The organism is Mycobacterium sp. 1482292.6 (assembly GCF_001672995.1).
Lineage (GTDB): Bacteria > Actinomycetota > Actinomycetes > Mycobacteriales > Mycobacteriaceae > Mycobacterium > Mycobacterium europaeum_A.
Genome location: NZ_LZKV01000011.1, coordinates 88,995 through 102,821 on the forward strand (window position 1 = coordinate 88,995; position 13,827 = coordinate 102,821).

8 protein-coding genes and 1 pseudogene are annotated in these 13,827 nt (G+C 62.0%); 4 read left to right on the forward strand and 5 right to left on the reverse strand.

Going from position 1 to position 13,827, the window contains the following annotated elements; translation table 11 throughout:
- The first annotated feature begins 660 nt into the window (after window positions 1-660).
- The gene (locus tag A5624_RS00585; RefSeq protein ID WP_066859857.1) at window positions 661-1,083 is read left to right on the forward strand and encodes a hypothetical protein; all 423 of its coding nucleotides are present in this window, start codon (window positions 661-663) and stop codon (window positions 1,081-1,083) included.
- Between the two features lie 74 nt (window positions 1,084-1,157).
- On the opposite strand, the gene A5624_RS27880 is transcribed toward A5624_RS00585, so the two are convergent.
- Window positions 1,158-1,580, reverse strand: coding sequence for a hypothetical protein (locus tag A5624_RS27880; protein WP_156748700.1), 423 nt, complete (start codon window positions 1,578-1,580; stop codon window positions 1,158-1,160).
- 555 nt (window positions 1,581-2,135) lie between these two features.
- Between A5624_RS27880 and A5624_RS27020 the strand changes: the two genes are divergently transcribed.
- Together A5624_RS27020 and A5624_RS00590 are read left to right on the forward strand one after the other, a co-directional pair.
- Window positions 2,136-2,291: a LuxR C-terminal-related transcriptional regulator gene (locus A5624_RS27020; protein ID WP_082990448.1), complete on the forward strand. Its 156-nt coding sequence runs from the start codon at window positions 2,136-2,138 to the stop codon at window positions 2,289-2,291.
- 22 nt (window positions 2,292-2,313) lie between these two features.
- Window positions 2,314-5,085: a LuxR family transcriptional regulator gene (locus A5624_RS00590; protein ID WP_232002168.1), complete on the forward strand. Its 2,772-nt coding sequence runs from the start codon at window positions 2,314-2,316 to the stop codon at window positions 5,083-5,085.
- Window positions 5,086-5,754: 669 nt separating this feature from the next.
- Here A5624_RS00590 and A5624_RS00595 read toward each other — a convergent pair.
- A pseudogene (locus tag A5624_RS00595) lies at window positions 5,755-7,137 on the reverse strand (wax ester/triacylglycerol synthase family O-acyltransferase); the annotation flags it as partial.
- Window positions 7,138-7,357: 220 nt separating this feature from the next.
- Window positions 7,358-8,794 (reverse strand): amidase, encoded by a 1,437-nt coding sequence (locus A5624_RS00600; protein ID WP_066859955.1) that lies wholly within the window; start codon window positions 8,792-8,794, stop codon window positions 7,358-7,360.
- Between the two features lie 1,842 nt (window positions 8,795-10,636).
- On the opposite strand from A5624_RS00600, the gene A5624_RS00605 reads away from it, so the two are divergent.
- Window positions 10,637-11,194, forward strand: a complete 558-nt coding sequence (locus tag A5624_RS00605; protein ID WP_197507955.1) for a VOC family protein — start codon at window positions 10,637-10,639, stop codon at window positions 11,192-11,194.
- Between the two features lie 771 nt (window positions 11,195-11,965).
- Here A5624_RS00605 and A5624_RS00610 read toward each other — a convergent pair.
- Together A5624_RS00610 and A5624_RS00615 are read right to left on the reverse strand one after the other, a co-directional pair.
- On the reverse strand, window positions 11,966-12,739 hold the full coding sequence (locus A5624_RS00610) for an SDR family oxidoreductase (RefSeq protein ID WP_066859864.1): 774 nt from the start codon (window positions 12,737-12,739) through the stop codon (window positions 11,966-11,968).
- A gap of 451 nt (window positions 12,740-13,190) precedes the next feature.
- Window positions 13,191-13,808 carry a UbiX family flavin prenyltransferase gene (locus tag A5624_RS00615; protein WP_066859867.1) on the reverse strand — a complete coding sequence of 206 codons (618 nt, stop codon included), beginning with the start codon at window positions 13,806-13,808 and terminating at the stop codon, window positions 13,191-13,193.
- Window positions 13,809-13,827 lie beyond the last annotated feature (19 nt).

Genomic DNA, 13,827 nt, shown 5'->3' on the forward strand with positions numbered 1-13,827 from the left:
GGCGACAGTACGTTTGAGCGCCCCTAGGCCCCAATGTGTCGGCATGTTCACCGAGCACACCATTGTCTACGCGCTGCGCGGCTCCGGCGAATGCAAGCGGTGCCTGCTGCTGTCGTGGGCAAGATCACAGCGATGGTGCGGAATCAGTGCATCAGGCGAGTTTTGACCTTGCGTTCTTCCAGCAAGAAGGTTTAGCGCTTCCGGGGCAGTCGAGGTGATGTTTCGTGGGCATCAACACCGTTGCCGATACGTCGGCAGAGAAGGCTTTTGGCGAGGCTTGAAGCGACCGAACTGGCCGCAGCGGGTTGCGCTGGTCCCTGGCTTCGCAACGCGTTAGCTGCCCCAGGGAGATCCGCATGACAGGAGATGAAGGGAATGGCAGCGATATGCAAGTCACGGGCGGTCTGCAGCGACGCTGGACGGTCACACCGGATGCATCGGCGCCGCTGCCAAGCCGGGGGCACCCCGGTGCTTCAGAAGCATAAGGGGAGGCATCGGCAGGGGGCCGACATTGGTGATGGGTGAGCGTCGCCACATCACCGGCGTGGCAATCTGTCATGGCTGGCGTCGCTTGACCGAGCCAACCTTTAACCGGACGACCGCCGGACGGTGACAGCTGTGCGGCGCCGACACCTACGAGTATTGACCGGCCAAGGACGGGTGCTCACCGACGCGGATTGGGTTGAATATGCCAATCAGCACCTGACATCCGAACTTTCGGCTTTGAACGCGCAGTTCCTCGAGGGCAGTAGCAGCGAGCGATGGTTGCGTATGTCGTATCAGCCGGGCCGGAATGCCATAAATCATAACCCAATCAGGTCGGGGTTAATTGCTGAGATGTTGGATCAGACCGCCATCCACTGCGGTTACCTAGTAACTGGTTATCCTTGCGCGACAACGCAGATGGAGTTGGTGATCATGCGGCCGGCGACGGCTTGCTGCTATGTCGCGACCGGTCGGCTTATAGGGCGGACAGCAGAAGCAGCCTTTCTGAGCGCCGAGCTGGCCGATGAGGCGGGGTTCGAAATCGCCACAATAAGGGCGGCTGCCCAGGTGGCAACCGGCCTAACAGGACCGCTGTAACGCAATATCCCACAGTGTGTTTGGAAACATGATCGGTTGTGGCCCTGCTGAGCACGGCTGAAACAACGCGTCGGTCAGTATCCGATCGAAGGAAGGTAAGCGCCTCTTGGGTCTTGATATAGGCCTTTTGTCATCAGGTTCAGCAGGTACACAACGCGCAACTGCTGGCGAAAGCACCAGCGCAGCAGTTCGCAGTTGCGCGCCGGCACCAAGAAGCCTGGTCCAGGAAACGCCTCGGCTGCCGATATCAGCGCAATGAGATCGTCATTAGTTTCGGCGACGGAGTGCGTGAAAAATCCAATTCCCGTGGTGTAGCCAGTGATCCGGCCGTGACGTTCGACGACCCGGGCCGCCGACTCAGCAACGGCGTCTTTGAGTTCCCCCGCGCGGTCATGGCCGTGTACCCGCACACACAGCGCATCACACTCCTCGAGATCGCTATCCACTGCCGCTCGGATGCCATAACCCGGATACGCCAGCTTTACCGGGTGTCCCATTCGTGGACATCAGGGTGCGTTCCGCAACTGCAGCCGACGCATCGGAGTGCGGGCGGGTTGCGACCAGGCCAAATACATCCGGATGCGCATTAAAGCTGCTACCGACTCTGCGATTGCTGCGAATGCCTCGTAGCATATCGTCGCGGCTAGTTACCAAAAGCTCGCTGGCGGGTTTGCCGTTCTCGGCTACGCGACTTTTGATGGCCATGGAAGAAGGGCTTCTGCCCGAATTGGCGGCCGTTCCAGACCAGACCCGGAAAGTGCTGACGACTGCGGCGGTCGAGCCGCTGGGTGATCCGGCACTGCTGTGCCGACGGCATTGCGGCTGGGCATCGGTGTCGAGGGCTCCGAACCGGAGCGTTGCGCCGCCAGCCCACGCGTACACGTGGCGGCCTGTCAGCCGCCGCGGCGTTTACTGCGCGGGCAGCAACCTTGACGCTTAGTCCGGCACAGCGAGCCGAGCGGGCGCTGGTCGCTGCGTCGATCAACGTTGGAGCAGGCCCAAGTCGCCGGCTTTGCTCGCGATGGTCTGTCGAACGCTGAGACGGTGCGCGATTGTTTGCCAGCGCTAAGACCGTCGCATGTCACCTGACCAAAGTGTTCAGCAAGCTCGAAATCAGCTCACGAGCCCAGCTCGAACGGGTTGTTTCACCCCACCATCTCCCCGACGGGCGGGTAGCAAGCCAGTCGCCGTGTAGTCTCGCTCTGTGATAGCTCTAGCCTCCTAATGGCAATGCGCGAGATTGGGTTGATCGGTCGGCGCACCGAAACGCGTGCTCTCGATGACCTGTTGGCTGATGTCAAGTCAGGGCAAAGCCGCACGCTCCTGCTGCGCGGCGAGGCGGGCGTGGGCAAAAGCGCATTGCTGGAATTGGTTGTTAGCCACGCCGCGGACTGCCATGTGCTGCGCGCGACCGGCGTGCAAGCCGAGATGGAGTTGGCGTTTGCCGGACTTCATCAATTGCTCGGACCAGTGTTGGGCCGGCTCGAACACCTTCCCGCGCCGCAGCGCGACGCACTCGGTACGGCTTTCGGTCTGCGTTCAGGACCTGCCCCTGATCGATTTTTCCTTGCCCTCGCAACGTTGACGTTGCTGTCGGAGGCCTCTGATGACCGGCCCCTGCTCTGCCTCATCGATGATGAGCAGTGGCTTGATCGTGCATCGGCACAGGTGCTGGCGTTCGTTGCGCGGCGCTTGGGCGCGGAGTCGGTCGGTCTGATTTTCGCGGGTCGAGCCACAAGCACCGAGCTTTCGGGGTTGCCCGAACTAGAGGTCAAGGGTCTGGACAACAACGATTCCCGCATACTGCTCGACGCCGCGCTGACCGCGCCCCTTGATCCGCGGGTTTGCGATCAGATCGTGGCAGAAGCACGTGGGAATCCGTTAGGGTTGCTGGAGTTGCCGCGCGGTGTCACCCCCGCCGAGCTGGCCGGGGGTTTTGCGCTGCCCGCCGCGATGCCGCTTTCAGGGCGTCTTGAGGAGAGCTTCCAGCGACGCCTCGAGGCGTTACCGCCTGCGACCCGCCAATTGCTCCTGCTGGCGGCGACCGATCCGGTGGGTGATCCCTCGTTGCTCTGGGTGGCCGCCGACCGGCTCGGGCTCAGCTTTGAGACGGCGATACCCGCGATCGAAGCGGGGCTAATCGACTTTGGGCCCCGGGTGCAGTTTCGTCATCCGCTGGTTCGGTCAGCGGCCTACCGCATGGCGACGCTAACCGAAAAGCAAGAGGCGCACAGGGCGCTGGCTGACGCGACCGATCCCCGGGTGGATCCGGACCGACGGGCATGGCATCGCGCGCAAGGGGCGCCCGGCCCTGACGAGGCCGTCGCCTCCGAACTCGAAACATCTGCCGACAGGGCGTTGGCTCGAGGCGGATTTGCCGCTGCAGCAGCTTTTTTGGAGCGCGCCGCAACATTGACGCCGACGCCGGCTCAGCGTGCGGCGCGGATGCTGGCCGCGGCGAAGGCCAAACGCGATGCCGGTGCCCTCGACGCCTCACTGGGCCTATTGGTCGCCGTCGATGCCGGACCATTAAACGCAAGGCAGAGCGCCGAGGTGCAGTGTTTGCGTGGGCAGATCGCATTCGATCAGCTGCGCGTTCAAGACGCGGCTCGCTTGCTGCACGCTGCCGCCCAACAGTTCGAACCGCTCAGCGGCGAAACGGCCCGCGATGTACGCGTACAAGCATTGGATGCGGCGATGTTGCTCGGAGATCTCAACGGCCCAGGCGGCATCCGGGAGGCCGCCACCGCTGCGCGTGTTGGACCGCCGGCCCCGCAGCCCCCGCGGGCGATCGACGTGGTCCTCGACGGGCTTGCAGTTCGCTATACCGACAGCTATGCCGCCGCGGTGCCGCTGCTGGCGCGTTCAATCCAGCTGCTGCTGGCCGTGGACGCCGATGCCGAGCATCTCCATGCGTGGCTGCCGATTTCGCGATTGAAGGCCAGCGCTGCGCTTGCCGCCGAGGTGTGGGATGCCGACAGCTGGCATGCCGTGGCGTTGCGTGAGACGCAGTTGGCCCGGTTGGCCGGCGCACCCGTCCACCTACAATTCGCGCTGAATTACCTGGCCTGGACTTATGTGCTGCGCGGTGAATTCGGCAAGGCAGCAGCAATGATCAACGAGGATCACCTAATCGCCGACGCGACAGGCAACCCACCCCTTCGTTTCCTCGAAATGCTTCTTGCGGCCTGGCGTGGGCAGCAGGACACGGCGGAGGAATTGATCCAGGCCACATTAATGTCTGCGTCTGCGGCCGGGCTTGGCAGGGTCGTCGACTTCGCCGTCTACGCCCGTGCGGTGCTCAATAATGGTCTGGGGCAGCTTGTCTCGGCGCGCGAGGCCGCCCAGCATCTTTTCACCAGTGACCATGTCGGATTCGGAGCCCTGGTGATCCCAGAAGTCGCAGACGCGGCGTCGCGGACCAATGATGTCTCTCTGCTCAGCGCGGCCCGTGACTGGATGGCTGAACGCACGCCGGTAACGCCAACACCGTGGGCCCTCGGTCTCGAGGCTCGCATAGGGGCCCTGTTGAGCGAAGGCGACTTCGCCGACCACCTACACCGCGAGTCCCTGGAACACCTCGGCCGCACACCCGTCGGTGTCGAACGCGCCCGCGGACATCTGATGTACGGCGAATGGCTGCGCCGCCAAAATAGGCGCGTCGATGCCCGTATCCAGTTGCGCCTCGCCGACGAGATGTTCGCTTCCATGGGAGCCACCGGCTTTGCCGACCGCGCACGTCGCGAGCTGCGGGCCACCGGTGAAACGGCCCGCAAACGCACGCTCGAGGCCCGCCTTGACCTGACGCCGCAGGAACTGCAAGTGGCATCGCTGGCACGCGATGGGCTTTCGAACCCAGAAATAGGGACACGACTTTTCATCAGCTCGCGCACCGTCCAGTACCACCTCCGCAAGGTCTTCGCCAAGCTCGCCATACGCTCGCGCGCTGAGCTTGTCCATGTGCTGCCCGCTGATACAGCGGCCATCGAGTCCAGCGCATAACACCCCCTCGGGACAAAGAGGTGCGTGTCCGGGGTCGACGCGCCGTCGGCCAATCGACATAGCAGTTTTCTGAACTCAAAGCTCCACCTCGCCATTCCCGAGAACACGCCGGCTCCGACCAGATCGCCTACTAGGGCTGCTTCCAACGCCGTGGGCCGGCCCCGTCGCGGTGTCAGACTGGAAGGCCTGACCCTGACGGCAGTGAGGTCGTCGGTTGAGAGGCCCAAAGGACGCGGGCGAGCGGACGCGAGGGGTCTGGTGTGCCGATGAGCCGGTTTGGCATCGATCTCGTTGGGCGGCGGTCCGGTGCTGGCCCGGTCGCTACACACTTGTCGTACGCGCCCATCTCGAGCCGCGACATAAGGGACCGACTTTGGGTGGCAGCCCGAGGCCGTTATCACCATGACTTGTTTAAAGAGTAGTGGCGATGTGTTGCCCTCGCCGTCGCATTCGTCATGGTAACGTGCAGAGCTTCTCCCCGAATGCGCAGCCAAGATCGAGCCACCACGCCGCTGGTGTCGTTGACCGCCAGATCGGACCGTTCCAGTCCCAGGCGACCAATGAGCGATGACATGGCCGGCCAGCCCGTCAGTAGGCTCAGCAGCCGGGCGAAACACCGTCACGTCGCCTCGCTACCGGGGTACCCGGAGTGGTTCTAGACTGGCGACCCTAACGCTCGGAGCAGTTGGACACGTGCACCGCACGCGGTGACGGCCGACCTGCAAGGGCCAAAATTTCGTTGAACCCGTCTAGCAGGCACGAAGCAAATAGCTTCTCGTGCTGAATGGCGGCCCGGTCATAGCGCGCGGTGACGGTACACATGCCGTCGTTGGACAACAGTACGGTTTCTATGGCCATGCCGTTCAATGGGGCGAGTCCGTACTGCCGAAGTACCTTTGCACCTGCGATGTAGGTGTCATGGGGGTGAAGCGGGACATTGCTAGCTAGTACGTCGGAGGCGGCGGCCGCTCGGTGCATCATCAGCGCCAAAATCGGCTTCGGCAACCTACTCAGCACTGGTGCAAGGGAATTGATCAATCCTTTGGCCGGCTCTTGGCGGCGCTGGGTCAATTGCGCACGGATTTTTTGGATGCGTTCGACTGGTTCGTCTATACCGAGTGGACCCGCGAGGGCGACGCTGGTAAACCGGTTGCCGCCAGCAGGCTCGGATCCGGTGCGCAAGTTCATCGGCACGACCATGGGTATGTGGGCCGTCGGCTCCCCGAGAGCCGCGTGGTAGCGCGACAAAGCACCGCACAGGCCGGCCAAGTATGCATCGTTGATTGAGCCGCCCGCGGCACTCGCCGCATTGCGCAAATCAACCAGTTTGATATCCAGTGCTTCACTGCGGATCGAAAGGCTGCGGTGCCGGAGCAACGGCGATGGTTTTGCAGGTTGCGCAAGCACTCTCGCGGCCGAGCGGACGTAACCGAGAATACGTGCCGGTTCACTCATTGCCAGACCGGGGACCGACAGTGCCGGCACGATGTTGCCGTGGGCCCCATCGATCCGCTGGTCAATCCCGGCCGCTGCGAAGGAGTTCGCAGAAGGATCGTTGAGACCGGGTTGCTGCGTTCTCGGCTCGGATGGCGGGTTTCTCTCTTGGTCGTAGATCTGAGCGGACATCTGGGCGCTGCCGATACCGTCGGCGAGCGCATGACTGAGGTGCAACAGGACGGCGGCCCTTCCATCGGCGAGGCCCTCAACTAGTGTCGCGGTCCACAACGGTCGCGCTACGTCCATCGGTGACTGCAGCATCACCTCAGCCACATCGAATAATTCGCGCAATGTGCCGGGTTCTGGAACGCGGATTCGCCGCACGTGGAAGTCCAGGTTGAAATCGGGGTCGAGGCCCCATCGCGGCGAGGCTATCGGCAATAGCGGTGCAACCACCTTTTGGCGCAGGCGCAATACTTGTCGGGAAACCGCTTCGGCGTGGGCCCGGACGCGGTCCCAGTCGGGTGTGGTGTCAAGGATTTCCACGGCCATGAATCCGGCGCGGAACCAGGGATTGGCGTCATTCCGAAGCATCAGATAGTCGACTGGGGCTAATCGGCTTTGCCACGTGCCGGCCGCGGTGAGGTCAGGTGCTGCCGTCCTTCCCGGTTTGCCGCCAGTCGCGGATGCTCCGGCACGCGAGCCCTGGCCGTGTAGTTGCTGGGTCAACTTTGTTGCTCTCTTTCTTGCCGGAACGTTTCGCGCGCAGGCGTTTTCAGGGCCCGGCGGAGGTAAATAACAGTGGGCATCGGGCAACGACCATCGGCGTGGGCACCTACGATTTTCTGAACGGGGGCCGCTGGATCTGTCGCCATGGTTGTGCTTCTTCAAGCTCGTAGGCTAGCTCTAGCAGCCGAGCTTCCTGGCCGATGGGAGCGGCCAGCATCATCCCTACTGGCATGCCGTTTACGGACTGCGCCAAGGGCAGTGAGATCGCAGGCTGCCCGGAGATATTGTGCTGGGGGGTAAAACCTATCCAGTTGGTAAGCCGGTCGATGATCTGCTCGAAGCCTGCCGTTGGGTCTAGGTGACCGATTCGCGGGGTTTCGTGCGCGAGCGTCGGGGTCAATTCAACGTCGTAGGTGCGGTGGAACTCAGCGCGTTTTCGGCCCATACCGGTCAACCGCGCGACTGCTGGCGGTAGCCGCTGTAGGTTGCACTGGCCGTTGCGCGCCAACCCCAGCGTCAGGTTGTCGAATTTGCCCAAATCGACGGCAGGGCCCCCCATGTGGCGGCTCATTCGTGAAAGCGCCATCACCAGATAGGTGCAACTCGACGAGTACAACAGGTAGTCACCGGGGAAGGACGGCGGCTCAACGGCCTCATCGGAATGGTCGACGCGATGTCCGAGTTCTTCGAGCAGAGTTGCGGTCTTGAGCGTCAACTCGGTTATTTCGGGATCACACGCGCCCGCAGCCGAGCGCGTCCGCATAGCGATCCGCAAACGGGCCTTACCTGGCGCGCGCACATCACCGATAGGAGGCAGCCGGCGGTTGCGCCCAAGCCGCTCCGTCTCACGATAAAATGCCGCTGTATCCCGTACCGAGCGCGTCAAGACACCGTTTTCGATGATCCTGATCGGTAGCCAGCGCATCGCCAAGTCCATCGGCAAACGGCCCCGCGACGGCTTCAAACCGACCAACCCGTTGCAGGAAGCGGGAATTCGGATTGATCCACCGGCGTCGTTGGCTTGGGCGATCGGCACTACTCCAGCCGCGACAAACGCCCCAGACCCTGACGATGATCCGCCGGATGTGTAATTCGGATTCCAGGGGTTACGCACTGCGCCCAGCCGTGGGTGCTCGGTTGCCGCGTTCAACCCGAACTCCGACATACGTGTTAAGCCCAGCGGCACCATTCCGGTGCGCAGGTACGAACGGACGAATTCCCCGTTCTTCACGGCGGGTCGGGGGTCCCAGGCGTCGGTCCCGGCCATTGCTGGCATCCCTGCCACGGTTTCGCAGTCTTTGAGGAAGCTGGGCACACCGCTGAAGAACCCTGCACGGATGCTGGCGGCCTTCACCTTGGCACGCGCATGGTCGAAGGCTGCGTAGGCAAGGCCGTTGAGGATGGGGTTTACCGCTTCGGTGCGTGTTATCGCGGCCTCAACAACTTCTTGCACCGACACTTGGTATTTTCTCAACGCCTCAGCGAGAGCGACTCCGTCATGTTCGCCCAGGGCGTCGTCGCGGAAAGCGTGTACCGGCTCCAACGGAAAAGCTCCTATCTGACTGGGGTTACGAGCGTCAGCAGACAGCGCTCCACGCGGTCTCCCCAGCTCGGCTTCCCTCTGCCACGAGAGGTTCACTACGACCAAAAACGCCGTACGTGAGCGCTTCTGGGTCATTCCGTTTTCGAAAGTGACGCAAAACACAAGGCTGGGAAGGGTGGGCAACGCGGGCGTCCTCTCTTAGGAGGGCGGTAGTCGTTCAGGTGACCACCCGAAGCGATCAGCGCCTGCTACACAACGGATCTCCTGCGACCAATGCGCCGTGCAACACAGCGTGGCTGGCCGCTCACCCGACCCCGTTTGACACCCCAGAAGTGTTCTCTTGGTCCAGTGCCCTACTGCCCTTACCGCAACATCTGGCCGACGACGGAACAGTGCGTCGAGGATTTTTTGCCCGTTTTTGCTGGCTGTTATCCATCCACAGTCACCGAGTGGCTATGCCTGGTTGTGACCGCAGAAAGGTTGGCGTCGAAATCCAGACCGCGACGTCAGCAGAGCGACCGTAGTCTGATTCATAGAACTCACGGAATGGACGTGACTGTGGATCGACAAGCCACCACACGCAGCTGTCTGGCCGGTCTGCGCATCGACGCATACGCGGTAGGAATCCGTATCAGCCAGGCGCGCATAAACAATGCAGGTTGACTACTGCTGTGGCAGTTCGGGTCTCGTAACTCAGCCCCGCACGCCGGGCTTGGACTGCAGTCCGCACGAGCCACCCTTATCGCTCACTCGCGTCGGTGTCCGAAGAGGTTCGAATAGGCCGGCCGTCTGGTCTATGAGCGATAGGTTCAGGACGAGCCACGGCGGTCTGACAGTTGCCGTCGCGCACCACGTCGCACGAGTTCTGCTATGCCGCAGAATCATTCGGTGGCCAAGCTGTGTGGAGTAGTCGCGCTCACCGGTTCGCCACACAACTGGCAAGTTCGGCGCCCGGCATGGTTCATGCGCAAGGTCGGGACTCGCCTGGACCCAATCGCGGCCACGGAGGAGGCAGCGCTCGGGCCCAAGCGACGCGTTACAGGTGTCCAAGCCACTGACGTGTGCAGAGACACATCGTCGGTGAGAGCGTGTCGCACGTAGTGCGCCTAGTTGATGCGTTTACACAGACAGACGGTCGTCACCCCCGCGGACGTCAGGGTGACCACCAGGGAGGCCGTCAGTACTGGATTAGGGAGTATGTCGATGAGACTTAAGGAAAGACACCTAACCGACGTTGCGATCGATGGGATCACCAATAGCTCGCCTCCAGAACGAACTTTGCCCTCGGCATCCATTCTTTTCGCGAGGGGGACCAGTGCCAGTAGGGAGCCCGGCCCATGGAACGAAGCCGGTTTCGTGAGCCGGGCCGGCGGTGTGCGGAAGCTGCTGGTTGCCAGCCTCATCTCCATCGGGGTGCTGCTAGTAAGCGTCTTTTTCTTGGCGGTCACCTGCACAAGGCTCGACTGGCCCAATACGACAGCTGGTTCGACCTGTGTGTACCACCCCAGCCGAAGCGCCGATTCGTTTGTTCAGCTAAAAACTAGCGGATCGACGCTTCCCAGCAGACCAGACGGCGATGGAGGTGTCTGATCGGTGCTGGGAGGCCGAATGATTGGGTGCACCTGGCAGTAAGTTGGTGTTCCGAGGCCATTTAGCCTAATACCAGGGCCATTAGGCTGCACGCTGCTGGTCGTCGTCGTATCGCTAAATATGGCATGTCGTGCGATGGGCGTGGCTTGGACCGACATGTCAGCCTAAGTGCGTCGGCAGGTGGGCCAACGGAGAAGTCGACACAAAGCCGAGATCCACTGCCTAAACAAATGATTCATGGAGGAGTCGGCAATGAGTCAGATGTCTACCTCGGAGCAGCCGCGCACGATCACGCACGTTGGTGTGACAGTCACGAATGCCGAGCAGGCAATCGACTGGTATCAACGCGTCCTTGGCTTCCAAGTCCTGCATGAGCCGCAGGAGTACACCGCTGGCGAAGGCCATTTCGGTGGGTTGGTCGCCGATATGCTGGGGCCGCATGTGGTGACCGGCAAGATCGCGATGATGGACGCCGGTAACGGCGTCGGTCTGGAGTTATTCGAGTTCTCCGAACCCAAGCCAGATAGGCGGGGCAGCGACGAGAACCAACAGTTCTATCTCCATAAGACTGGTACGTTTCACTTCTGCGTGGTCGACCCCGACGTTGAAGGCTTGGCGCGACGGATCGCTGCGAGCGGTGGCAAGCAACGCAGCGCCGTCTGGGAATTCGCGCCAGGCATCGGCTTTTTCGTATGTTATTGCGAAGACCCCTTCGGTAATATCGTCGAAATCTACTCACACGGCACGTGTCATATCTGGAGCGCACTGGCACAACTCAATCAGAAGGCCGGAGACCATCAGCTTGAGTAACCCGGCGCACCGGCTCCGGTTATCGTCTGCACCCTCTCGAGAAGGACGCCGGCATCGGTTTCAACTCCTACAAGTGAGGCAGCACTTCCTATTCATAACGGCGGGGGAACCCCGTCAGCGGATCCGAAGTACAGCACCATCACACACTTCGCCATCACGTCCGTTAGGTCCGGTCAGTTCTGCGATTAACCGGGGTTAGGCTCCTCTGGCCAAGAATGAGGCTCGTGAGGGCCGTAGCGCCATCGGATCGCGAGCGAAATTTAGGGAACTCAGCCTCACAAGCAGTAACGCGGGTTACCGGCTCTCGCGCACATTCGTCAGGCGTTGAACTGTTGGGGTTTGCGCAGTGTGTCGGCACGATAGCCGTGCCTTGACCCGCCAGGCCACGTCGACCAGTACCTGATCGCGTTCGGGCTCGTTGAAGTCCTTGTGGTACAGCCGGGATTGATCGTCGACTCGACGTGGGCCGATCCGACGCAGTCGATCCGGCGACGACGGCAACCAGCCGGTCGTTGGCGCCAGGGGCCACCAAGAGCGGCACCGTGAGTGCCCGCGCCCGGCGGGCCTGCTCTCACCATCCGCAGCATAATGCGCCCAACGCCCGCAGGACCCGGTGCGCGATAGACCGGCGGGTCGGCGTTGTGGGCCGCCAGGAAGGTGCGGTCCCGAGAAATGGCGTCGTCGTCGTGCAGCTTGCATGATTGCGCTGTTAGGTGACCCGACTAATAGAGGAGAAACAAGTAGCCCTGCCGGCGTGGTGATTTGGCGGTGTTACAGCGTGGGGACTAGCCCCCCGTCGCAACGGATGGCTGTGCCGGTGAGGTACGACGCGGGAGTGCCGCATAAGAACGCGGCGACACTGCCGAACTCATCGGGTTCACCGTAGCGTCCAGCGGGGATTTGGCTTGCTGAAGCCTTTTCGATCTCTTCGATCGGGACGCTGGCATTCGCGGCCGCTGCTTCATCGATTCGTCGGGACCGCGGTGTGGCGATCCGACCGGGCAGTAGGGAATTCACTGTAATTCCTTGCGATGCAACCTCGGTCGCGAGGGTCTTCAAGAAGCCGGCGAGTGCCGCGCGCCCTAGGTTTGACAATGCCAGATTGGGCAGCGGGGCCTCGATGCTGGTCGAACTGATACTGAGGATGCGTCCCCACTTTTGCGCCCGCATCGCGGGCAGCACCGTCCGCACGAGCAGCACGTGGGGCTTGACCAACGCGTCTACCGCGGAGTCGATGTCCTCAAGGTCGATGTCGGTGGCGCGACCTGGCTCCGGCCCGGGCCCGTTGAGCACCAAAATGTCGATGTCGCCTACGCGATCGTTTGCCGCAGCGATTAACGCATGCGCGCCGCCGTCGGCCACTAGGTCTGCGCCGAGGCCGACTGCCTTGGGAAGCATGGCCGCTACTTGTTCGGCGCGTCCGGCCGAGCGGCCGGTGACGACGACGGTGGCATCATTGGCCGCAAGAGCCCGGGCGGTGGCCAGGCCGAGACCTGATGTCGACGCGCACACAAGCGCGGTATGGGAGGCCAATCCTAAGTCCATTGATAGCTCCTTCGTCGCGCCTGTATGTCACATAGTGTCCGTGGAATTACTGTGTCGTTCCCTGCGAATCGCGGGGTCGATCCCAAGCATGACCGAGTCAACCACTGGTGGGTGGCTGTGGCTGTCCAAGCCGAAAATCGGACCACGATGTTTTATCCGCTCAGCGCGCATAACCACGGCTTAAAGCGGCATGGCCAGATCAGTTGGGCTGCTCGACGGGGACTTGTCAGTGCGACCTTGTTGGGTTGGTCGTACCGTCTAAACAGCTGCCGCAGAACTCTTTCGCAATAGCTGCGTCTCGGACCGCAACCTGGTTGAGTGTGGACAGCCCGGGGCGCAAAAGTTCTTACACCGTATGCACCGCTCGGGTGATGGCTCCTGGTTACGTTTCGTGGTGCCCGGCGGCGAAGCTGCCGGGCACCACCGAATCGTTGCGGTAGGAACACGGTTTTCACAGGGTCTCCGAGGCGCTGACATACGGTGCATCGGTGCCGACGATCGCATCGGGCGGTGGTGCGCCCCATCGACGGATGAGACCGGTGTCGATGTTGTACAGGTCAAGAACACGCGCAATCGTGTGGTCGACGATGTCATCAATAGTTCGGGGATTGTCGTAGAACGCCGGCACAGGTGGAAAAATGATCGCCCCTGCTTCGGTCGCGGCGAGCATGTTGCGCAGATGTATTGTGGTGAGCGGGGTTTCGCGTACTAGCAATGTAAGGCGGCGGCGCTCTTTGAGGCACACATCGGCCGCGCGCGTCAACAGTGTGGTAGTGGTTCCCGTAGCGATCTCGGCGAGAGTGCGCATGGAGCAGGGCGCGACGATCATGCCCAGTGTGGGGAAAGATCCGCTGGAAATGGCGGCTCCGACATCTCCGATGGTGTAAGTCACATCGGCTTTGTCGCGCAGATCGCGTGCGGAGTAGCAGGTTTCATGCGCCCGTGTCATATCCGCCGCCCGGCTGACCACCAAGTGCGTCTCAACCAGGGATGCTTGGAGCACCTCAAGTAGACGTGCTCCATAAACTATCCCGGTGGCGCCGGTGATTCCGACAATAAGGCGTCCCATGTACCTTCCTCCATGCGGG